The organism is Nocardioides secundeburneus, from assembly GCF_039939255.1.
Taxonomy (GTDB): Bacteria; Actinomycetota; Actinomycetes; order Propionibacteriales; family Nocardioidaceae; genus Nocardioides.
Genome location: NZ_JBDUUE010000001.1, coordinates 114,071 through 135,352, shown reverse-complemented (window position 1 = coordinate 135,352; position 21,282 = coordinate 114,071). Strand labels below are relative to the sequence as shown.

The 21,282-nt window shown below is 73.3% G+C and carries 21 protein-coding genes; 19 read left to right on the top strand and 2 right to left on the bottom strand.

The window, feature by feature from the left end; translation table 11 throughout:
* Positions 1-18 precede the first annotated feature (18 nt).
* Genes ABFT23_RS00630 through ABFT23_RS00600 form a run of 7 tightly spaced genes read left to right on the top strand, consistent with a single transcriptional unit; the run spans position 19 to position 7,197 of the window.
* On the top strand, positions 19-822 hold the full coding sequence (locus ABFT23_RS00630) for an LLM class flavin-dependent oxidoreductase (protein ID WP_347891811.1): 804 nt from the start codon (positions 19-21) through the stop codon (positions 820-822).
* A complete protein-coding gene (locus ABFT23_RS00625; RefSeq protein WP_347891809.1) occupies positions 819-1,787 on the top strand; it encodes an LLM class flavin-dependent oxidoreductase in 969 nt (322 codons plus the stop codon). The genes ABFT23_RS00630 and ABFT23_RS00625 overlap by 4 nt, the downstream gene beginning before the upstream one ends.
* Entirely contained in the window at positions 1,784-2,989 is a 1,206-nt protein-coding gene (locus ABFT23_RS00620; RefSeq protein ID WP_347891808.1) for an acyl-CoA dehydrogenase family protein, read from the top strand. Before ABFT23_RS00625 ends, ABFT23_RS00620 begins: the two co-directional genes overlap by 4 nt.
* Positions 2,986-4,047 carry an acyl-CoA dehydrogenase family protein gene (locus ABFT23_RS00615; RefSeq protein ID WP_347891807.1) on the top strand — a complete coding sequence of 354 codons (1,062 nt, stop codon included), beginning with the start codon at positions 2,986-2,988 and terminating at the stop codon, positions 4,045-4,047. Before ABFT23_RS00620 ends, ABFT23_RS00615 begins: the two co-directional genes overlap by 4 nt.
* Positions 4,044-5,621, top strand: a complete 1,578-nt coding sequence (locus tag ABFT23_RS00610) for an AMP-binding protein (protein WP_347891806.1) — start codon at positions 4,044-4,046, stop codon at positions 5,619-5,621. Before ABFT23_RS00615 ends, ABFT23_RS00610 begins: the two co-directional genes overlap by 4 nt.
* Positions 5,618-6,031, top strand: coding sequence for a Zn-ribbon domain-containing OB-fold protein (locus ABFT23_RS00605; RefSeq protein WP_347891805.1), 414 nt, complete (start codon positions 5,618-5,620; stop codon positions 6,029-6,031). Before ABFT23_RS00610 ends, ABFT23_RS00605 begins: the two co-directional genes overlap by 4 nt.
* Positions 6,028-7,197, top strand: coding sequence for a thiolase C-terminal domain-containing protein (locus ABFT23_RS00600; protein ID WP_347891803.1), 1,170 nt, complete (start codon positions 6,028-6,030; stop codon positions 7,195-7,197). The genes ABFT23_RS00605 and ABFT23_RS00600 overlap by 4 nt, the downstream gene beginning before the upstream one ends.
* A gap of 72 nt (positions 7,198-7,269) precedes the next feature.
* Here the strand turns inward: ABFT23_RS00600 and ABFT23_RS00595 are convergent, their stop codons facing one another.
* Both ABFT23_RS00595 and ABFT23_RS00590 read right to left on the bottom strand, forming a co-directional pair.
* Complete coding sequence (locus ABFT23_RS00595; RefSeq protein ID WP_347891802.1) at positions 7,270-7,755, bottom strand: MaoC family dehydratase; 486 nt, start codon at positions 7,753-7,755, stop codon at positions 7,270-7,272.
* Positions 7,752-9,008 carry an acetyl-CoA hydrolase/transferase family protein gene (locus ABFT23_RS00590; RefSeq protein ID WP_347891801.1) on the bottom strand — a complete coding sequence of 419 codons (1,257 nt, stop codon included), beginning with the start codon at positions 9,006-9,008 and terminating at the stop codon, positions 7,752-7,754. The genes ABFT23_RS00595 and ABFT23_RS00590 overlap by 4 nt, the downstream gene beginning before the upstream one ends.
* Before the next feature lie 141 nt (positions 9,009-9,149).
* On the opposite strand from ABFT23_RS00590, the gene ABFT23_RS00585 reads away from it, so the two are divergent.
* From ABFT23_RS00585 to ABFT23_RS00530, 12 genes are all read left to right on the top strand, one after another.
* Positions 9,150-10,037 (top strand): branched-chain amino acid ABC transporter permease, encoded by an 888-nt coding sequence (locus ABFT23_RS00585; protein WP_347891800.1) that lies wholly within the window; start codon positions 9,150-9,152, stop codon positions 10,035-10,037.
* A gap of 30 nt (positions 10,038-10,067) precedes the next feature.
* The gene (locus tag ABFT23_RS00580) at positions 10,068-10,982 is read left to right on the top strand and encodes a branched-chain amino acid ABC transporter permease (RefSeq protein ID WP_347891799.1); all 915 of its coding nucleotides are present in this window, start codon (positions 10,068-10,070) and stop codon (positions 10,980-10,982) included.
* Positions 10,979-11,839, top strand: a complete 861-nt coding sequence (locus tag ABFT23_RS00575; RefSeq protein ID WP_347891798.1) for an ABC transporter ATP-binding protein — start codon at positions 10,979-10,981, stop codon at positions 11,837-11,839. The genes ABFT23_RS00580 and ABFT23_RS00575 overlap by 4 nt, the downstream gene beginning before the upstream one ends.
* The gene (locus ABFT23_RS00570) at positions 11,784-12,488 is read left to right on the top strand and encodes an ABC transporter ATP-binding protein (protein WP_347891797.1); all 705 of its coding nucleotides are present in this window, start codon (positions 11,784-11,786) and stop codon (positions 12,486-12,488) included. Before ABFT23_RS00575 ends, ABFT23_RS00570 begins: the two co-directional genes overlap by 56 nt.
* Before the next feature lie 68 nt (positions 12,489-12,556).
* The gene (locus ABFT23_RS00565) at positions 12,557-13,465 is read left to right on the top strand and encodes an SDR family NAD(P)-dependent oxidoreductase (protein ID WP_347891796.1); all 909 of its coding nucleotides are present in this window, start codon (positions 12,557-12,559) and stop codon (positions 13,463-13,465) included.
* The gene (locus tag ABFT23_RS00560) at positions 13,462-14,433 is read left to right on the top strand and encodes a nuclear transport factor 2 family protein (RefSeq protein WP_347891795.1); all 972 of its coding nucleotides are present in this window, start codon (positions 13,462-13,464) and stop codon (positions 14,431-14,433) included. Before ABFT23_RS00565 ends, ABFT23_RS00560 begins: the two co-directional genes overlap by 4 nt.
* Positions 14,434-14,527: 94 nt before the next feature.
* On the top strand, positions 14,528-15,700 hold the full coding sequence (locus ABFT23_RS00555) for an acyl-CoA dehydrogenase family protein (RefSeq protein WP_347891794.1): 1,173 nt from the start codon (positions 14,528-14,530) through the stop codon (positions 15,698-15,700).
* 14 nt (positions 15,701-15,714) lie between these two features.
* On the top strand, positions 15,715-16,545 hold the full coding sequence (locus ABFT23_RS00550; protein ID WP_347891793.1) for an SDR family NAD(P)-dependent oxidoreductase: 831 nt from the start codon (positions 15,715-15,717) through the stop codon (positions 16,543-16,545).
* Positions 16,542-17,771 (top strand): thiolase family protein, encoded by a 1,230-nt coding sequence (locus ABFT23_RS00545; RefSeq protein ID WP_347891792.1) that lies wholly within the window; start codon positions 16,542-16,544, stop codon positions 17,769-17,771. Before ABFT23_RS00550 ends, ABFT23_RS00545 begins: the two co-directional genes overlap by 4 nt.
* A gap of 4 nt (positions 17,772-17,775) precedes the next feature.
* Positions 17,776-18,747, top strand: coding sequence for an amidohydrolase family protein (locus ABFT23_RS00540; protein ID WP_347891791.1), 972 nt, complete (start codon positions 17,776-17,778; stop codon positions 18,745-18,747).
* Positions 18,744-20,318, top strand: a complete 1,575-nt coding sequence (locus tag ABFT23_RS00535; protein ID WP_347891789.1) for a class I adenylate-forming enzyme family protein — start codon at positions 18,744-18,746, stop codon at positions 20,316-20,318. The genes ABFT23_RS00540 and ABFT23_RS00535 overlap by 4 nt, the downstream gene beginning before the upstream one ends.
* Positions 20,315-21,205 carry an LLM class F420-dependent oxidoreductase gene (locus ABFT23_RS00530; RefSeq protein ID WP_347891788.1) on the top strand — a complete coding sequence of 297 codons (891 nt, stop codon included), beginning with the start codon at positions 20,315-20,317 and terminating at the stop codon, positions 21,203-21,205. Before ABFT23_RS00535 ends, ABFT23_RS00530 begins: the two co-directional genes overlap by 4 nt.
* Positions 21,206-21,282: the final 77 nt, after the last annotated feature.

The window sequence follows — 21,282 nt, the reverse complement described above, 5'->3', positions numbered from 1 at the left end:
CCGACGAAGGAGACACCGATGGAGCACGGACTTGCCTGCAGCTTCGCGAGCGAGGCTGCGGGCGGGCTCGCCGACCGCGTCGAGGAGGCCGCCGCGGCGGCCGAGGCCGCAGGACTGAGCTCCTGGTGGTCGCTGGGCGAGCGGGAGGTCGTCGCCGACCGCTCGTTCGACCCGGTGCTCGGCCTGCAGTGCGTCGCACGGGCGACGAGCAGGCTGCGGATCGGGCTCTCCGGCGAGCTCCTCGCCGTCCAGCCCGCCGCCGTGCGGGCCAAGCAGATCGCCTCGCTGGACTTCTTCGGCGGCGGCCGGGTCGAGCTCGGGCTCGACCTGGCCGACCCGCCCCCCGAGCTCGTCGACCCCGAGCACGACGACGCCGACCACCTCGGCCGCGCGCTCGAGCGACTCGACGCCATGTCGGCACTGTGGACGATGCCGCGCGCCGCGCACGCGGGCGAGCGCTTCGCCTTCCACGGAGCCAGCGCCCTGCCGCGGCCGGTCGGGGGCCGGGTGCCGACGGTGCACCTGCGCGGCGCCTCGGCCGAGGTCCTGCGTCGCTACGTCTCCGTCATCGGGACGCCGGCCGGCCGGCTCGCCTGGCGCGAGACGCCCGACGAGCTCGCCGCCGGGCAGGCGCTCGTGACCGACGTCCTGGGGGCGGCGGCCGACGACGTCCGCCACACCTGGTTCGTCGACCCCGACGCTCTCGACGGGGCCCGGAGGGCCGTGGCCGGCGGCGACGTGCGCGTCGACGAGCTCGTCGTCGTCCTCGACCACGTGCCGAGCACCGACGAGGTCGCCGCGCTGGCGCCGGTCACCGCATGAGCCCGGACGACGCAGCGACGACGAGCAGCACCGACAACACCGACAGCACCGACAGCACAGAGAAGAGGAGTGCCGTGGAGATCGGCCTGGTCGACCTGTTCGACGGTGGCGCCCGGCGTGATCCCGGGTTCATGGCGACGTTCGCCCGCACCGCCGAGGAGCTGGGGTTCTCCGGCATCTGGGTGCCCGAGCACCTGATGTTCTTCGACGAGTACTCCTCGGCCTACCCCTACCCGAACCACCCGTCGGCCGACGACCCCGACCGGCTCGAGTCGCACAACAAGACCGTGGGCGGCACCGCCCAGGTCGAGGCGGCCGACGACCAGGGCCTGCTCGACGTGCTGCAGACCGCCGCCGAGCTGTGCCGCGCGACCACGCGGCTGCGGGTCGGTGCGTCGGTGATGATCCTGCCGATCCGCAACCCGCGCACGCTGCCCCGCGAGCTGGCCACCCTGGCCGAGCTGACCGCCGGTCGCTTCGACCTCGGCGTCGGTGTCGGCTGGGCCTCGGAGGAGGTCGAGGCGTGCGAGAGCGTGTTCAAGACCCGGGGGCGCCGCACGACCGCCTACCTCCACGACCTGACCGAGCGGTGGGGCGAGGGTGTCGACTCCGTCGGCCACCCCGTGCCGCGCCTGCTCGTCGCCGGCCACTCGCCTGCGGCCCTGCGTCGTGCGGCGACGGCGGCGACCGGCTGGTACCCCTACAACCTGACGATCTCGGAGTTCACCGAGCACCACGCGACCTACTGCCGGCTGCTCGAGGAGGCCGGTCGCGACCGGTCCGAGCAGCACGCCGTGGCCGGCGTCCGGTTCACCGGCGACCTGACCGCGTTGCGCGGCTTCGTCGAGCGCTACGCCGAGGCCGGCGCCGACGGCGTCAACATCTCGCTCCGCCTCGACGACGACGGCTACGCCGACACGATGGCCGAGGTCTCCGACGTGCTGAACCTGGCGGTGGCGGCATGAGCGCCGAGCAGCACGACGACGTCGAGGCCTTCCGCGCGGAGGTCCGTGCCTGGCTCGCCGAGCACGTGCCGGCCACGCCGCTGCCGGCGTGGACCGAGCGCGAGGGCTTCGACCAGCACCGCGCCTGGGAGGCGACGCTGTTCGACGGCGGCTACGCCGCGGTCGACTGGCCGAGCGAGTACGGCGGCCGCGACGCCGGCCTGCGGCGCTCGATCGCCTTCGCCGAGGAGTACTACCGCGCCGGCGCGCCCGAACGCATCAACATGGGCGGGCTCTACCTGCTCGGCCCGGTGCTCATGCAGTACGGCACCCCCGAGCAGTGCGCGCGCTGGATCCCCGACCTGCTCGCCTGCCGCACGATCTGGTGCCAGGGCTTCAGCGAGCCCGAGTCGGGTTCCGACCTGGCCTCGCTCCGCACGCGCGCCGACCTCGACGGCGACCACTTCGTGGTCAACGGCCAGAAGATCTGGACCTCGATGGGCGGCTTCGCCGACTGGATCTTCGCGCTCGTGCGCACCGACCCCGAGGCCGGACGCCGGCGCAAGCACGACGGCATCACGTTCTTGTGCATCGACCTGCGCTCGCCCGGCGTGGAGGTGCGGCCCCTGACGATGGTCGACGGCACCCGTGGCTTCGCCGAGGTGTTCTTCACCGACGTCCGGGTGCCCGTCGACCAGGTCGTCGGCGGCGTCGGCCAGGGCTGGAAGGTCGCGATGTCGACGCTCGGCTTCGAGCGCGGCGCGGTCTTCGGCGACCACGCCAAGTTCAGCGCCGACGTCGAGGCACTGGCCGGCCTGGTGCACGCCCGCGAGCTCGACGATGACGCCCGTGCCCTCGACGAGCTCGGCCGGGTGCTGGTGCAGACCGAGGTCTACCGGGCCAACGTCTACCGGCTCGCCGCGCTCGCCGAGTCCGGAGGCAACCTCGACGCGACGGCCAGCATCAACAAGGTCTTCTGGACCCAGATGCAGCACGACGTCTTCGCCACCGGGCTGCGCCTCATGGAGGAGGACGGCGCCGTCGTCGGCGACCCCGCGGCGCTGCCCGGCGCGCCCGCGGCGACCCAGCGGTCGTGGGCCGACTGGCACCACCGCTACTGGTACGCGCGGGCGGCGATGATCTTCGGCGGCACCAACGAGATCCAGCGCAACATCATCAGCGAACGAGTGCTCGGCCTACCGATGGAGCCACGACCGGCATGACCCTCGAGACCACCGTCCCCCGCGTGCCCGCCGACGACGACGACCGTCAGGTCCTCACCGAGCTCGCCACCGACCTCCTGGCCCGCCACTGCGACCGTGAGCACCTGCGTGCCCGCCTCGACCTCGGCCAGGCCCACGACCCCGCGCTGTGGCGGCGCTTGAGCGAGGCCGGCCTGGTCTCGGCGCTGGTGCCGCCCGAGCACGGCGGCGCCGGGCTGTCGACGTCGTCGGTGTCGGGCCTGCTCCACGTGCTGGGCCGCCACGCCACCCCCGAGCCGTTCCTGGAGACCGCGGTCGTCGGGGTCGAGGTGCTCTCGGCGTTCCCGGACTCTGCCGTCGCCACCACCTGGCTGCCGCGCATCGCCGCCGGCGAGGCGTTGGTCGGGGTGCGCCTCGGCCCGCTGACGCCGTACGTCGTGCACGGCGCCGACGTCGACCTGCTGCTCGACCTCACCCCCGACGGCACCGTCCGGGCCTTCACCGCCGACGACCTCGACGTCACGCCCGTCCAGTCGCTCGACGAGCTGCGGCCCCTCGCCTCGATCGAGCCGCGCGGGGACGGCGAGCTGCTGGGCGTGGCGCCCGAGGTCGTCGACCGGGCCCGCACCGTGGCGGTCGCCGGCGCCGCGTGCCTGCTCGCCGGCGCCTCGCGCGCGCTGCTCGACCAGACCGTCGACTACGTGACCGTGCGCCACCAGTTCGGCCGGCCGGTCGGGTCGTTCCAGGCCGTCAAGCACGCCGCGGCCGACCTCGCCGTCATGGTCGACATGGCCACCTCGGCCGCCCTCGCCGCGATCGACAGCCTCGACCGCTCCGACCCCGACGACGCGCGCCGTCGCGCCTGGTCGGCCAAGGCCTACGCCGGCGACGCGGCCGACCGGGCCAACGTCGCGGCGCTGCAGCTGCACGGCGGCATCGGCTTCACCTGGGAGTACCACCTGCACCTGTGGCTCAAGCGGGTCATGGGCCTCGCGGCGTCCTACGGCACCACGGCGACGCTGCGGCGCGACCTGGCCCGCGAGCTGCTCGCCCGCACCCGCGAGGCGGCGGCGCGATGACCGACCTGGGTTTCTGGCGCCTCGCGGCGGCCGACCCCGACGCGCTCGCCGTGGTCGACGTCGACGGCGCCGAGGTCAGCCGCGGCGAGCTGGTCGGTCGCGCGCACGCGTTCAGCCGGCTGCTGCGCGGGCGCGGTCTCGAGCGCGGCGACCGGGTCGTCGGCGTGGTCGCGAACGAGTCGTCGGCGCTGGCGCTGGTGCTGGCCTGCCAGCAGGTCGGCGCCTACTACGTGCCGGTCAACACCTCGCTCACCACCGACGAGGTCGGCTACATCGTCGCCGACTCGCAGCCGGTCGCGGTCGTGACCTCGCAGCGCTACGCCCCCACGGTGGCGTCCGCGCTCGACCAGGTCGCGTTCCCCGCCGACGACCGGTTCGCCCTCGGCTTGGCCGAGGGCTTCCACGACCTCGTCGCGCTGACCCACGACGTGTCGGCCGAGCCGGTCGACGACCGCTCGCCCGGTTCCTACCTGGGCTACACCTCCGGCACGACCGGTCGGCCCAAGGGCGTCCTGCGCCCGCTGCCCGAGGGCGACCCCGACGACGTCTTCGCCGCCGGCGCCGCGTGGCAGCTCGGCATGTTCGGCATCGAGCCGCTCGACGACGGCGTCCACCTGGTCACCTCGCCGCTGAGCCACACCGCGGTCAGCGGCCTCGCGGTCACCTCGCTGCACTACGGCCACGCGGTGGTGCTGATGCCGCGCTTCGACGCCGAGGACGTGCTCCGTCTCGTGCAGGACCGGCGGGTCACCACGACCCACATGGTGCCGACGCAGCTGCACCGCCTGCTCCGGCTGCCCGACGAGACCCGCTCGGCCTACGACGTCTCGAGCATGCGCAACCTGGTGCACGGAGCCGGCCCCTGCTCGGAGTCGATCAAGCGCGCGGTCATCGACTGGTTCGGCCCCGTCGTGCACGAGTACTACGGCGCGACCGAGGCCGCCGGCACCTGCATCACCAGCGCCGAGTGGCTCGAGCGACCCGGCAGCGTCGGGCGCGCCCAGCCCGGGGCCGAGGTGCGGGTGCTCGACCACGCGGGCGCCGACGTGCCCACCGGCGAGCCCGGGACCGTCTACCTCAAGATGGGCCGCCACGCCTTCGAGTACCGCGGCGACGCCGGCAAGACCGACGCCGGACGCCGCGGCGACTACGTCACGGTCGGCGACCTCGGCCGCCTCGACGCCGACGGCTACCTGTTCCTGCTCGGCCGGACCGCCGAGGTCATCGTCACCGGCGGCGTCAACGTCTACCCCGCCGAGGTCGAGGCCGCGCTGCTCGACCACCCCGAGGTCCAGGACGTCGGCGTGATCGGCCTGCCCGACCCCGAGTGGGGCGAGAGCGTGACCGCCGTCGTCCAGGTGGCCCCCGACTCGCCGTTCGCGGCGTCGCCCGAGCGCGCCGCGTCCGAGCTCGAGGAGTTCCTGCGCGACCGGCTCGCCCGCTTCAAGGTGCCGCGCACCTACCAGGTGGTCGCCGAGCTGCCGCGCGGCGCCAACGGCAAGCTGCGCAAGCACCTGCTGCCCGACCTCGTCCCCGATGCCGAACCCGACCGGAAGGCCGTGCCCTCGTCGTGAGCGCCCCCGTCGCCACCCCCACCCCCGACACCCAGGAGTGGTTCGACCGCATCGACGCCGGTGAGCTCACCGTGCCGCGGTGCCGTTCCTGCTCCCGGTTCTTCCTCTACCCGCGGGCGGCCTGTCCCCACTGCGCGGGTCGCGACCTCGAGCTCGTGCCCGCCGCGGGCACCGGCACGGTCGCCTCGTTCGTGGTCAACCACCGCGCCCCCGAGGGGTTCGCAGCGCCGTACGTGCTGGCGCTGGTCGAGCTCGCCGAGGGCCCGCTGCTCATGGGCAACGTCGTGACCTCCGACCCCGACGCGCTGACGGTCGACACGCCGGTACGGGTCGCCTACGCCGAGCGGGGCGAGCGCCGCGTCGTCTGCTTCGAGCTCGAGGCCGCCGCGACGTCGGGCGCCGCGTCGTGAGCGCCCGCGACACCGCCCTGCGCGGTGCGATCGCCATCGTCGGCGCTGCCGAGAGCACCGCTCTCGGCAAGGTGCCGGACAAGTCGGCCCTCGAGCTGCACGCCGACGCGGCGCTCAACGCCCTGGCCGACGCCGGGCTGACACCGGCCGACGTCGACGGCGTCGCCTGCGCCGGCGAGCTGCCGGTCGACGTCGCCGACTACCTCGGCATCGTGCCGCACTACCTCGACGCCACCAACGTGGGCGGCTCGTCGTACATGCTGCACGTGCGGCACGCCATGGCCGCCATCGCGTCGGGCCTGTGCGAGACCGTGCTGGTCACCCACGGCGAGTCCGGCCGCTCGCGCGTCGGCATGGTGCCGTGGGCACCGGCGCCCCAGTCGATGATGGCGCAGCTCGAGCTGCCGCACGGCCCCGTCGGTGCGCCGTCGCTGTTCCCGATCGGCGTGCGCCGCTACATGGACACCTACGGGATGACGCGCGAGCAGCTGGCCATGGTGCCCGTCGTCCAGCGGCAGTGGGCCGCGCAGAACCCGCGGGCCCGGCTGCGCGACCCGATCACGGTCGACGACGTGCTGGCCTCGCCGGTCATCGCCGACCCCGTGCACCTGCTGCACTGCTGCCTCGTCACCGACGGCGGCGGGGCGCTCGTGCTCACCTCGGCCGAGCGGGCGGCCACGCTCGACCTGCCGTCGCCACCGGTCTACGTGCTGGGGGCGGGGGAGTCGAGCGAGTCCTCCGTGGTCTCGGGCCTGGAGTCGCTGACGTCGTCGCGGGCCATCCGTCTCGGCGGCGAGCGAGCCTTCGCCCAGTCCGGTCTGAGCCACGACGACGTCGACCACCTGATGATCTACGACGCGTTCGCGCACGTGCCGATCTACGGCCTCGAGGACCTTGGCTTCGTCGGGCGCGGGGAGGCGCCGGCGTTCATCGCCGACGGCAACACCGCGCCGGGCGGGCGCCTCCCGCTCAACACCAACGGCGGCGGCCTGGCCTACACCCACACCGGGATGTACGGCATGTTCGCCATCCAGGAGTCCGTGCGTCAGGTCCGCGGCAGTGCCCCGGCGCAGGTGCCGGGCGTCGACGTGTCGGTGTGCACCGGCGTGGGCGGCATGTTCATGAGCTCGGGCACGCTGGTGCTCGGCAGCTCCGCCACGCTCTGACGACGACGACGACGACGTCGGCGCGCCGGGTCACCGGCGCGCCGACGTGGGTCAGTCGGGTTCAGGCCGGGTTCAGGCGGTGGCCGGCTCGCCCTCGGGCACGAAGCGCACCAGCGCCGTGCGCACCGCCTTGCACACCAGGACGCCGTCCTGGTTGAGGCCGCGGTGCTCGAGGGTCACGATGCCCTGACCGGGGCGCGACGCCGAGGGCCGCTTGGGGCCGATCTCGGTCTCGCAGTACAGGGTGTCGCCGATGAAGACCGGCGCGGGGAACGCGATCTCCTGGAAGCCGAGGTTGGCGATCGTCGTCTTCTGCGTCAGGTCGGGAACCCCGATGCTGCACACGATGCTCATCGTCAGCAGGCTGTTGACCAGCCGCTGACCGAACTCCGACTCGGCCGAGGCGACGGCGTCGAGGTGCAGGGTCTGGCTGTTGAGCGTGAGCGAGCAGAAGAACACGTTGTCGGCCTCGGTGATGGTGCGCCCGGGCTCGTGCTTGAACACGTCGCCGGTCACCATCTCCTCGTAGTAGCGGCCGCGACGGGTGTGGACGGTCATGTCTCCTCCAAGGAGTCCAGGAGCGGAGCCTGGTGGTCGGGGTGGGCGATCGCGACGAGGGCCTCGGCGCGCTCGTGGACGGTGCGTCCGCGCAGCCACGCGACGCCGTGCTCGGTGACGACGACGTCGGGGGTGTGGCGGGCGAGGGAGACCAGGTGGGTCCCCAGTCGCGGGACGACGCGGCTGCGCCGGCCGTCGGGGGTGGTGCTGGTGAGCGCGACCACGGTCAGGCCGCCGGCGGAGCCGAAGCCGGCCTCGACGAAGTCGGCGCTCCCGCCGATCCCCGAGACCTGGCGTCGTCCGACGAGCTCGGAGCTGACCTGACCGGCCAGGTCGACCTCGATCGCGGAGTTCACCGAGACCAGTCGCGGCACCTGCGCCAGGACGGCGGGCGCGTGGGCGTGCCGGCTGTCGCGCAGCACGATCGCGGGGTTGCGGTCGGCGAAGTCCATGAGCACCCGGGTGCCCATGAGCTCGGCGGCCGAGACGGCCGGCGGGTCGGTGTCGCGGCGGCGCAGGACGCCGGCCTCGAACAGCGCGACCATGGCGTCGTTGCCCATGCCCACGAAGCGGACGTCGCGCAGGCCGCTCTCGCCCAGGTAGGCCGTCAGCGCCTCCGGGACGGCGCCGATGCCGAGCTGCAGGGTCGGTGCGTCGGGCAGCAGGCCGAGCACGTGCGCGGCGACCCGGTCGCTGGTCTCGTCGCGAGCGGCCGCGGGGAACTCGCAGGCCGGCCCGTCGGCCTCGACCCAGGCGGTGACCTGCGAGGCGTGCACGGCCGAGTCGCCGGTGGTGCGGGGCACGGCGGGGTCGACCTCGGCCAGCACGACCGTGGCCCGCTCGACGGCGTGGCACACGTAGCTGGCCGAGGGGCCCAGGCTGCACCAGCCGTTGCGGTCGGGCGGCGAGACCCGCACCAGGACGGCGTCGGTGCGCCACTCGTCGAGCAGGCCGGGCACCGCGGAGGCCCGCGCCGGCACGTAGTCGACCCGCCCGGGCGAGAGCGCGGCCCGGGCGGGTCCGTAGGGGTGCCAGGTGCGGTAGGTCAGGTGCCCGGCTGCGGCGGCGTCGAGGAACGGGTATGCGCCCAGCTGCAGGCCCGAGTAGAGCCGGGGCGAGCCCAGGACGTGGGCGTGCGCGCCGAGCGCGGTGAGCAGCGTCTCGGGGGTGCCGCAGCCGGGGGCCGCGACCACGGCCGCCCCGCGCGGCAGCAGCCGGATCGCCGCGCCGGGGTCGAGCAGGGGCGTGGTCATCGCGACGACGGTAGTGACCGACGGGTGATGAAGCAAGTGCTTGATTCACCTATTGACAGCGTCTCGTGTGACGTGAGTAACTTGGGTCAAGCGAGCGCTTGATTCAAGGTAGCGCCGGTCCGCACCGAAGGGGTGGCATCTGTGCAACTGCTGGCGCAGCAACTCGTCAACGGCATCGCGCTGGGCTCGATCTACGCGCTCTTCGCCGTCGGGTTCGCGCTCATCCTGGCCAAGATGGGCATCCTCAACGTCGCCCACGGCACGTTCGCCACCTGGGGCGCCCTGGCGTCCTACTACCTGGTCACCGAGCGGGGCCTGAGCTTCTGGGTCGCCCTCGCGCTCGGCGTCCTGCTCGCCGGCGCCCTCGGGGTGGCGGCCGACCAGCTGGCCTTCGAGCCGCTGCGACGACGAGGGGCGGGCGTCTTCGCCCCGATCATCGCCAGCATCGGCATCTGGATCGTGCTGCTCACCCTGGCCGAGGCCCACGCCGGGCCGACGGCCGTCAGCTACCCGGCCGAGTCGGTGCCGGCCGAGCCGTTCCGCTTCCTCGGCCTCATCATGCTGCCCGCCCAGGTGATCAGCGTGCTGGCCCTCGTCGTCGTCGTGACCGGCGTCCACCTGCTGCTGACCCGCACCCGGTTCGGCTCGGCCATCCGCGCGGTCGCCGTCGACCCGCGCTCGGCGACGATCGTGGGCGTCAACGCCCGCCGCACCCTCATCGCCGTGGCCTTCCTGGCCGCCGCGATCGCCGGGCTCGCGGGCATCCTCGGTGCCCTGTCCGACAACAACGTCTCGGCGACCATCGGCGAGGGCCTGCTCCTCAAGGGCTTCGCCGCCGTCGTCGTCGGCGGCTACGGAGACATCCGCGGTGCCGCACTGGTGGGCGTCGTCATCGGCGTGCTCGAGGTGATGTCGTCGCAGTACATCTCCTCCGGCTTCCGCGACGCGATCACCTTCGGCGTCCTGCTCGTGGTGCTCGTCGCCCGGCCGCAAGGAGTCTTCGGTGAACGCCAGCTCGTCCGAGCCTGACCCCGCCGTCCCGAGAGCGGAGAGGAACCCGTGAGCACCACCGCCCTGCTGACCACCCTGCAGTTCGCCGGCGTCAACGCGCTGTTCGCCCTGGCCATCTACGCCTCGCTGCGCACCGGCGTGCTGAGCCTGGCCCCCGTGTTCTTCGGCGCGGTGAGCGCCTTCACCTTCGGCTACACCGCCGGCACCGTCGGTCTCTCCGTGCCGCTCGCCCTGGTGGTCGGCGTCGGGCTCGGCGCGGCCATGGGCGCGGTGACCGCCGTGCTGATCATCCGGCTCGACAGCCACTACCTCGCGATGGCGACCATCGCCATGGTGCTCATCGGCCGGGTGCTCATCATCAACCTGGTCGAGTACACCGGCGGCCCCACCGGCACGCTCGTGCCGGGCGACCTGGGCACCTGGGCGTGGCTCATCGGCAGCCTCGTGGTCGCCTGCTACGTCATGTCGCGCCTGGCCGGCTCGCGCTACGGGCTGGCCGCCGACGCCGTGCGCGAGGACCCCGCCGTCGCCCAGACGCTCGCGATCTCGCCCCGGCGCATCCAGTTCGTCGGCTTCGTCATCTCCGGCGCCCTCGGCGGTGCGGCCGGCATCTTCCAGGCCAGCTTCCTGCAGTACATCGGGCCGGACACCTTCTACACCCACCTGGGATTCGTGACCCTCGCCGCCGTCGTCCTGGGTGGAGCGTTCCACTGGGCCGGGCCGGTCGTCGGGGCGATCGCCTTCACGCTGCTGCCCGAGCTGCTGCGCGAGCCGATGGGCGAGTACGACCGCGTCGTCACCGGCGTCCTGCTCGTCATCATCATCATCTACATGCCCCGCGGGCTGGTCGACGTCCGCCGGCTCCGGCTGCTGCGCAGCCGCGGACGCCGCCGAGCGGTCGACGACGACGCCACCCCCACGCCCACCGACCGCGACACGACCCCGGCGCAGGTGACCACATGACCGTCCTCGGCGAGCGCGACGACGTCACGGGCCCGAGCGGGCCGGCCGCCGTCGACATCACCCACCTGACCAAGGCCTTCGGCGGGCTCACGGCCGTCGACGACGTCACGATCTCGGTGCCCGAGCGACGCATCCACGGCATCCTCGGCCCCAACGGCGCCGGCAAGACCACCGTGCTCAACATGATCAGCGGCTTCATCACCGCCGACTCCGGCACCATCGAGGTCTTCGGCCACGACGTGGCCCGCATGCCCCCGTTCAAGATCGCGCGCCGCGGCGTCGCCCGGACCTACCAGAACATCCGGCTCTTCCCGGGCATGACCGTGCTCGAGACCGTGGTGGCCGGTGCCTACCTGCAGCGGCGCTCGACCATCCTCAGCGCCCTGCTGCTCAGCCCGGCCGAGCGCCGCGAGCGTCGCGAGGTGCGCGAGCAGGCCGCCGAGCTGCTCGACCGCGTCGGCGTCCGGGCCGACCACGGCACCCTCGCCGAGACCCTGTCCTACGGCGACCAGCGACGCGTCGAGATCGCCCGGGCGCTGGCGACCAACCCCCGGGTCCTGCTGCTCGACGAGCCCACGGCCGGCATGAACGACGCCGAGTCCGAGGCGGTCGGACGGTTGCTGGTCGAGCTGCAGGCGAGCGGGCTCACGCTCATCCTCATCGAGCACAACATGCGACTCGTGGAGCAGTTCTGCGAGTCGGTCACGGTCATGAGCTCCGGGGCGGTGCTCGCCCAGGGCGCGCCCACCTGGTGCCTGGAGCAGGACGATGTGAAGGAGGCCTACTTTGGCAAGCGATCCGATGCTGCGCGTATCGCGACTCTGCGCCGCGCACGGCGCGGTCCAAGCGGTTCGTGACGTCGACCTCGAGGTCGCGGCGGGCACCCTCGTCGCCCTGATCGGCTCCAACGGCGCCGGCAAGACCACGACCCTCAACTCCATCGCCGGCCTGCACAAGCCGGCCAGCGGACGGGTCGAGGTCGGCGGCCGCGCGATCACCGGCTGGGCCTGCCACAAGGTGGTGCGCTCCGGCGTCGCCCTCGTGGCCGAGGGACGTCGCGTCGCCCCGCCGCTGACCGTGCTGGAGAACCTCGAGCTGTCGGCCTACTCAGGTCGCAGCAGCAAGGCCGAGCTGCGCGCGCAGCTCGAGCGCGTCTTCGAGCTCTTCCCGCGGCTGGCCGACCGGCGGGGGCAGTACGCCGCCTCGATGAGTGGCGGCGAGCAGCAGATGCTCGCCTTCGGGCGGGCGCTGATGACCAAGCCCGACGTGCTGCTGCTCGACGAGCCGTCGATGGGCCTGGCGCCGAGCATCGTCGACCTGCTGTTCGAGAGCATCTCGACGCTGCACGAGGCCGGCGCCACGATCCTGCTCGTCGAGCAGAACGCCGAGCTCGCGCTCGCCGTCAGCGACCGCGTCTACGTCATGCAGCGCGGCCGCATCGTCGCCGAGGGCGCCCCCGACGAGGTGCGTGGCGAGGACGAGGTCATGTCCGCGCTCTTCGGCTGACGCCGGCCGCACCGGCCACCCCGGAACCCCACCCCTTTCCCCGAACCCGAGCAAGACTGGAGCACCACGTGAGCGAGATCAGGCTCGACGGCCGCGTCGCCATCGTCACCGGAGCCGGCCGAGGCCTCGGCCGCGAGCACGCCCTGCTGCTGGGCGCCCGCGGCGCCCAGGTCGTCGTCAACGACCTCGGCGGCGCCCTCGACGGCGCCGAGGGCCAGGGCACCCCGGCTGAGCAGGTCGTGGAGGAGATCCGCGCCGCCGGCGGCACGGCCGTCGCCGACGCCACCGACATCAGCACGCCCGAGGGTGCGGCCGCGATCGTCGAGGTGGCGACCGGCACCTGGGGCCGGGTCGACGTGCTCGTCAACAACGCCGGCATCCTGCGCGACCGCTCGTTCAGCAAGATCACCCAGGACGAGGTCGACGCCGTCCTGAAGGTGCACCTCGGCGGCACGCTCTGGACGACCAAGGCCGCCTGGCCGGTCTTCCTCGAGCAGGGCTACGGCCGCGTCGTCAACACCACCTCGGCCGCCGGCATCTTCGGCAACTTCGGCCAGGCCAACTACGCCGCCGCCAAGGCCGGCATCGTCGGCCTCACCAAGACCCTGGCCATCGAGGGCGCGCGCAGCGGCATCCAGGTCAACGCCATCGAGCCCGGCGCCCGCACCCGGATGACCGAGAACCTGCTCGGCGACCTCGCCGACAGCCTCGACCCCTCCCTGGTCGCCCCCCTCGTGCTCTGGTTGTCGTCGGAGGAGTGCCGCTCGAGCGGCGAGGTCTACAACGTCGGCGGCGGCCGGGTGGCCCGGGTGCTCGTCGCCCAGGCGCCGGGCTACTTCTCCCGCTCGGTCTCCCCGGAGGACCTGCGCGAGCACTGGGACGACATCAACGACCCGTCGGGCGCGCAGGTCATGACCTCGTTCACCGAGGAGATGGACGTGCTGATCTCGATGCTCTCGGCCAAGGCCGACGCTTGACGTCGGGCCCGCGGGCGGCCCGGGCGTCGACGCTCGAGGCGGCCCTCGGGCTCATCGGCGCCCTCGACGCCAACGACGCCGAGGGCGTGCGCGCCTGGTTCGCCCCCGGCGGCACCTGGTGGGTCGACACCGGCCTCGACCGGGCCGCGGGCGAGCCCGACGTCGACCCGGGCGACGACCGGCCCTGGCCGCTGCACGGGCTCATGCCGGCCTCGCTCAAGTGCGACCTGCTGCGCGGGCTTCCCGAGCGCTTCCCGGGCGGCTGCCGCCAGCACGTGCGCCGCTCGTTCGCCGGGGACGGCGTCGCGGTCGTCGAGGTGGAGGGTGACGGCCTGTTCCTGGGCGAGCGTCCCTACCGCAACCGCTACTGCTTCGTGGTCGAGGTCGTCGACGGACTCGTCACCGCGGTGCGCGAGTACCTCGACACCGCCCACAGCGCCGACGTCTTCGAGGGCCGCCACCTCGACCGCCGGACGACGGCGCCCGAGCCCGACCCGGACGCCGTCTCGCTCACGGCGTCCACCGCGGGCGAGCGCGCGGTCGTGGCGTTCCTCGGCGCCATCGAGCGTGCCGACGGCGACGCGCTGCTCGCGGCCTGCACGCCCGGGGCCACATGGTGGGCCGACGGCGGCCGCATCCGGACGCCGGGCCCGGAGGCGCCGGCCGACCCCGGCGCCGAGCTCGTCGTCGTGGGGCGGGTGCCGGTCGCGCTGCGGGCCCCGCGCATCGGCGCCTTCGCCCAGACCTACCCCGACGGATTCCGTCTCCGCCCGCTGCGCGTCGTCGAGGACGCCGCCGGCAGCGGCCTCGTGGCCGTCGAGGCTCGCGGACAGGGCCGGCACCGCGGTGGCTCGACCTACCAGAACCGCTACGTCTTCGTGCTCGGCCTGGAGGACGGCGCCGTCGCCGAGGTCCGCGAGTACTGCGACACCCGGCACGCGTTCGACGTCTACGGGCTCGTCCGATAGCGCCAAGCAAGCGCTTGAACTCAATCAAGCACTTGCTTTACAGTGTGACGACCACCATCCCCCGACCCGCACGTCCTTCCGAAGGAGGCGACCCGTGGCCCAGCTGCGCGATCCCGACCACGAGCTCATCGCCACCGCGATCAGGTCCCGGCTGGCCGAGTTCGACGACACCTACTGGTCGGCCTGCGACCAGGAGCACCGCTTCCCGTGGGAGTTCTTCGACGCCATGGCCGCGGACGGCTGGGTCGGCCTCGCGGTGCCCGAGGAGTACGGCGGCGGGGGCCGCGGGGTCACCGAGGCCGCGATCCTGCTGCGCGAGGTGGCGGCGTCCGGGGCCGCGATGAACGGGTGCACCGCGCTGCACATGAACGTCTTCGGCCTGCAGCCGGTGATCAAGTACGGCAACGAGCGGCTCAAGAAGACCTTCCTGCCGGCCGCCGCCGCCGGCGAGCTGCACGTCGCCTTCGCCGTGACCGAGCCCGACGCCGGTACCGACACCTCGCAGATCAAGACCAAGGCCGTCCGCGACGGCGACGGCTGGCGGATCTCGGGGCAGAAGATCTGGACCAGCAAGGCGCTGGAGTCCTCGGTCGCGCTGATGCTGGCGCGCACGTCGCCGGCGCCGGAGGGCGACGAGCGGCGCCGCTTCGACGGCCTCAGCCTCTTCCTCATCGACCTCGACCCCGAGCACGTCGACATCCGACCCATCCCCAAGGCCGGACGCAACGCGGTCGCGACCTGTGAGACCTTCTACGACAACCTGCCCGTCGAGAGCTGGCGACTCGTGGGCGAGGAGGGCCAGGGCTTCAAGCACATCCTGAGCGGGCTCAACCCCGAGCGCATCCTCATCGCCGCCGAGGCCACCGGCATCGGCCAGGCCGCGCTGCGCCGGGCCACCGACTACGCCAAGGTCCGTCAGGTCTTCGACCGGCCGATCGGCAGCAACCAGGCGATCAGCCACCCGCTCGCCGACGCCTACGCCCACCTCGAGGCCGCGTGGGAGCTCACGCTCACCGCTGCGGCGCGCTACGACGCCGGCCTGTCCTGCGGTGCCGAGGCCAACGTCGCGAAGTACCTCGCGGCCGAGGCCGGCTTCCAGGCCGCCGACCGGGCCATGCAGACGCACGGCGGGCTCGGCTACGCCACCGAGTACCACGTCGAGCGCTACTGGCGCGAGGCCCGGATCATGCGCCTGGCGCCGATCAGCCAGGAGATGTCCCTCAACTTCATCGCGCAGCAGGTGCTCGGCCTGCCGCGCAGCTACTGAGCCCGGTGCATGACGTGAGACGACTCGAGGGCCGTGTGGCCTACGTGCTCGGCGGCGGCAGCGACGGCCCCGCCCGCCCGGGCGAGGCCCTGCCCATGGGCAACGGCCGGGCCATCGCCCTGCGGCTGGCCGAGGAGGGCGCGACCGTCGTGGTCGGCGACCTCGTGGCCGAGCGCGCCGAGGCGACCGTGGCCCACCTGGCCACGCCCGGCCTCGCCGTCCAGGTCGACGCCGCCGACCCGGACTCGTGCCGGGCGGCCGTCGCCGCGGCCCTCGCGCACGGCGGCCGGCTCGACGTCGTCGTCGGCAACGTCGGCGTCTCCGGTCGCGAGCCGCTCAAGGTGCAGTCGCTCGACGACTGGGCCTTCGCCGACTCGGTCAACGTGCGCGCCCACTGGCTCACCGCCCAGGCGGCGCTGGCGCCGATGCTCGCGCAGGGCTCGGGTGCCTTCGTCTTCGTCGGCTCCACCGCGGGCGTCTACAGCAGTCGTCGCTCGTTGTCCTACGAGGCCACCAAGGCCGCCCAGCTCGCCGTGATGCGGCACGTGGCGGTGCGCTACGCCGACCGCGGCATCCGCGCCAACGCGGTGGTGCTCGGCAACATCGACTCGGCGCTGGTGCGCCGCGAGTTCGGCGACGACCCCGGCGAGGCCCGCGGCGCCGTCGTGCCGATGCGGCGCCAGGGCCGCCCCGAGGAGGCCGCCGGCGCGGTCGCCTTCCTCGCCAGCGACGACGCCGGCTACGTGACCGGCCAGAGCCTGCTCGTCGACGGAGGGGTCAGCGCCGCCTGGCCCAGCCCGCCGGCCCTCCCGGCCACCCCCACCGCTCCGGAGGCGACCGCATGACCACCACGCACGAGAACCCGGAGACGACGATGAGCACCGGTCCCAGCGGCCCCGCCGTGATCAGCGGCGTCGGCATGAGCGCGTTCGGCAAGCAGCTCGACACCTCGATGAAGCAGCTCGGTCGGGTCGCGGTCGACGCGGCCCTGGCCGACGCCGGCATCGGGGTCGGCGACGTGCAGGCCATGGTCTTCTCCAACGCCCTCGCCGGCCTCATCACCGGTCAGGAGTGCATCCGCGGCGAGGTCGTCGGCTACCCCCTGGGGCTGGCCGGCATCCCGATCCACAACGTGGAGAACGCCTGCGCCTCGGGCGGCAACGCCCTGCACCTGGCCTGGATGATGGTCGCCTCCGGCATGTACGACACGGTGCTCGCGCTCGGCGTCGAGAAGGCCAACCACGTCGACCGGGCCCGCACCTTCGCCGCCTACGGCGCCGGCATGGACGTCGAGGACGGCTTCGCCACGGCCGACGGCGCCGGGCAGGAGCGCAGCCCGTTCGTCGACCGGCAGGCGCGGCTGGCCTCGACGCTGTTCGACGAGCGCGGCGTCACCATGGAGGGCCTCGCCCGCGTCACCTCCCGCTCGCTGCAGGCCGCGCGGCACAACCCCTACGCCCACCGTCGCTTCGGGGCGACGCCGCAGGAGGTGCTCGACGCGCGCGTCGTCGTCGAGCCGCTCACCGTGCTGATGAGCTCACCGGTCAGCGACGGCGCCGCGGCCGTCGTCGTCACCAGTCGGCCCGAGGCGCTCGCCTCGAACCGCTCGGTCGACATCCTGGCCTCGCGGATGGCGACCCGCCCCCCGCAGGACCGCCCCGAGGCGCCCAACGCCGTCGAGGCGAGCGCGCGGGCCGCCTACGAGCAGGCGGGCCTGGGGCCGGAGGACATGGACCTGGCCGAGGTGCACGACGCCTCGGTCGCCTACGAGCTGATGGCCTGGGTCGACACCGGGCTGTGCGCGCCCGACGACGTCCAGCGCTGGGCGATGGACGGCGTCACCGACGCCGGCGGCGCCATGCCGGTCAACCGCTCCGGCGGCCTGGTCGGTCGCGGCCACGCCCTCGGGGCCAGCGGCCTCGCCCAGGTGCACGACGTCGTCGGGCAGCTGCGCGGCGAGGCCGGCGCCCTCCAGCTCGACGACCCCCGGCTCGGTCTGGTGCAGATCGGCGGCGGCGTCGTCGACTGGCTGACGGCCGCCTCGAGCGTGCACGTGCTGGGCCGGCGGTGACCCGGTGAGCACCGACCTGGTCATCGACGCCCACATGCACGTGTGGGACTCCACCTGGCTGCCCGAGGGCCTGCGGCACGCGTGGGCGCGCCAGGGCGCCGGACGCCGGCTGCCCGAGCGGTGCCCACACGAGGTCTTCGGGCGCGTGGCCGTCGGGCAGAGCGACCCCGACGCGGCGCTGACGATCGCGGCCTTCGACCGGGCCGGCGTCGCCGCCGGCGTCGTGCCGGTCGTCGACTGGACCATCGTCGGCCAGCCCGCCGGCGAGCACCTGCCCATCGCCGAGCTCAACGCCCGCTACGAGGAGCTCAGCACCACCCACCGCGACCGGTTGTTCTTCTGCGCCGGGCTCGACCCGCGCCACCCGGACGCCCGCACGCTGTTCGAGCGGGCCGCCGAGCACCCGCACTGCCGCGGCTTCAAGCTCTACCCGGCAGCGGGCTGGGACCTGCGCGACCCGGCCCACGCCTGGCTGTTCGAGGCGCTCGTCGAGCGCGACCTGCCGGCCGTCGTCCACACCAGCCCGCTCGGCGGCGACCCGCTGCAGGTGATCCGCTGCCGCCCGGCCGAGGTGGCCGCGCTCCACGCGTTGCACCCGACGCTGCGCGTCAGCTACGCCCACGCCGGCATCGACGCCTGGTGGACCGAGGCGCTCGACTGCGCCACCGGCTGGCAGCACGCCTACCTCGAGCTGTCGCTGTGGCAGCGAGTGGCCCGCGACGACTACCCCGAGTTCCGTCGTCGGGTGCGCCGGATGCGCGACCAGGTCGGCGCCCACCGCCTGGTCTTCGGCTCCGACATCATCCGCGGGCCCGGCCAGGATCCGCAGGGCGACGAGCTCGTCGCGTGGCTCAGCATGGTCCGTGACCTCGCCCGCCCGCACGCGGGGGAGCCCGCCGTCCTCTCCGACGAGGAGCTGTCGCTCTTCGTCGCCGGCAACGCCGTCCGGCTGTTCGACCTCAAGGAGCACGCATGAGCGAGACCCTCGGAACCCTGTTCGCCAACGCCGGCCGGCGCTTCGCCGACAACGTGGCCATCGCCTCGTGCGGGCAGGAGCGCACCTTCGCCGAGGTCGTCGACCGCGGCTGGCGGCTCGCCCACGCCCTGCGCGACCGCGGTCTCGAGCCCGGTGCGAAGGTCGCCGCGATGCTCGGCAACCGCGTCGAGTCCCTCGAGGTCTACGTCGGGCTGGCCCTGGGCGGCTACACCGCCGTCCACGTCAACGACCGGCTCACCCCGACCGAGGTCGACTACGTGCTCACCGACTCCGGCGCTGCCGGCCTCGTGCACACCGACGGCGTCTCCGCGGTCGCGGCCCGGCTCACCGGCGCCCCCGGGCTCGCGGCCTGGCTCGCGATCGACGACGAGCCGCCGGCGGGTGCCGAGTCGTTCGCCGCCGTCCTCGACGCCACCGACGCCACGCCGATCGCCGCCGAGGGACCGGTCGACCTCGAGAGCACTGCTCTCATCGGCTACACGAGCGGCACCACGGGCTTCCCCAAGGGCGTGCTCGTCAGCCACCGCGCGGTGGTGAACTGCATCAAGCTCGTGCCCTACGCCTACCGCTTCCCGCTGCAGGGACACGCGGCCTTCCCGGGTGGGTGGTCGTTCGTCTCGGGTCTGTGGGGCGTGATCTTCCCGCACTTCTACACCGGCGCCACCGTCTCGTTCATCCCCGGCGCGACCCCCGAGGAGTGGGGGCGGCACATGGCCGAGCACGGCTCGACGTTCACGCTCGGGCTGACCCCGCTCATCCCCGGGCTGATGGCCGCGCTCCGCGCGTACCCGGCCGCGCTCGACACGCTGCAGTCGGTGCTGCACTCCGGCGGCCCCCTGCCGGCCGAGCTGGCCGAGGACCTCGTGGCCCTCATCGACGACCGCCTCGTCGAGACCTACGGCATGACCGAGGTGGTCGGGCCGATCACCATCACCAACCGCAGCGACTGGCGCGGCCTCGGCCGGGCCCGCAACATCTTCGAGTCGGTCGGGCGCCCGCTGCCCACCTCGTCGATGCGGGTGGTCGACCCCGACGGCGCCACCGTCGCGGACGGCGAGGTCGGCGAGCTCGTCATCGCCGCCGACACGATGTTCTCCGGCTACCACGGCCAGCCCGACAAGACCGCGGCCGCGCTGCGCGACGGCGAGTACTTCACCGGCGACCTCGGCTACCGCGACGAGGCCGGCTACTTCTACCTCACCGGCCGGGCCCAGGACCTCATCATCAGCGGCGGGGCGAACGTCTACCCCGCCGAGGTCGAGCGCGTCCTGCTGCTCATGGACGACGTCGTCGACGCCGCGGTCTTCGGCCTGCCCGACGACCGGTGGGGCGAGGCCGTCTCGGCCGCCGTCGTGCTGGCCCCCGGCAGCACCGCCACCGCCGACGACGTCCGCGCGTTCGCCCGCGACCAGCTCGCCGGCTACAAGAAGCCGGTCCACGTCTTCTTCGTCGACGCCCTGCCGCGCAACGCGAGCATGAAGGTGATGAAGCACGTCCTCAAGGAGCAGCTCGCCGCTGCTCCCACCGCTACGGAAGGTGCGTCCGCATGAAGCCCAAGCTCGGCATCAGCGAGCTGTTCCCCGGCACCGGGGCCCGCAGCGGCCGGTGGTCCGTCGACGCCGTCCAGCTGATCGAGGAGATCGGCTACGGCTCGGTGTGGCTGCCGGAGCACGTGGTGTTCTTCCCGACCTACACCTCGCAGTACCCCTACGAGTCCGGCGGTGCGCAGGAGGTGCACAAGACCCTCGGCGTCCACGACCCGCTCGTGCTCGCCGGCACCATCGCCGGCGTCACCTCGACGCTGCGCATCGGCACGTACGTCTTCGTCGTCCCGCAGCGCAACCCGATCATCACCGCACGCCAGGTCGCCAGCATCGACCAGCTGAGCGAGGGACGCTTCGAGTTCGGCGTCGGCGTCGGCTGGTCGGAGCAGGAGTACACCGCGCTCGACGTGCCGTTCGAGAAGCGGGGCGACCGGATGAACGACTACCTGGCCGCGATGCGCGAGCTGTGGTCGGACGACGAGATCAGCGAGTACCGCGGCGAGTACGTCGACTTCGAACCACTGCACTGCTACCCGAAGCCCGCCCGGTCGCGGCTGCCCATCATCGTCGGCGGCAACAGCCGCGCGACGCTCGAGCGCATCGTCGCGTTCGGCGACGGCTGGGCCGGCTACAGCCGCACCCACGAGGACATCAAGGTCTTCATCGACAAGCTCGAGGGCCTGATGACCGCGGCCGGTCGTGAGATGTCCGAGCTCTCCCTCAAGGTCGGACGCCGCAGCAAGGGCGCCACCGAGAAGGACTGGGAGGACGACCGCGCCTACATCGAGGAGGCATTGCGCCTCGGCATCGACGAGGTGGTCGTCTCGCCGCGCATCGGCGACGAGAACTACGAGAAGGACATGCGGCGCTACGCCGAGATCGTCGGTCTCTGACCGGCGGAAGGACCGACCCCGGACCCCGTCGTCCGGGAGCCGTTTGCGACCACCGTGGGGCAAGCGCATGACTGACA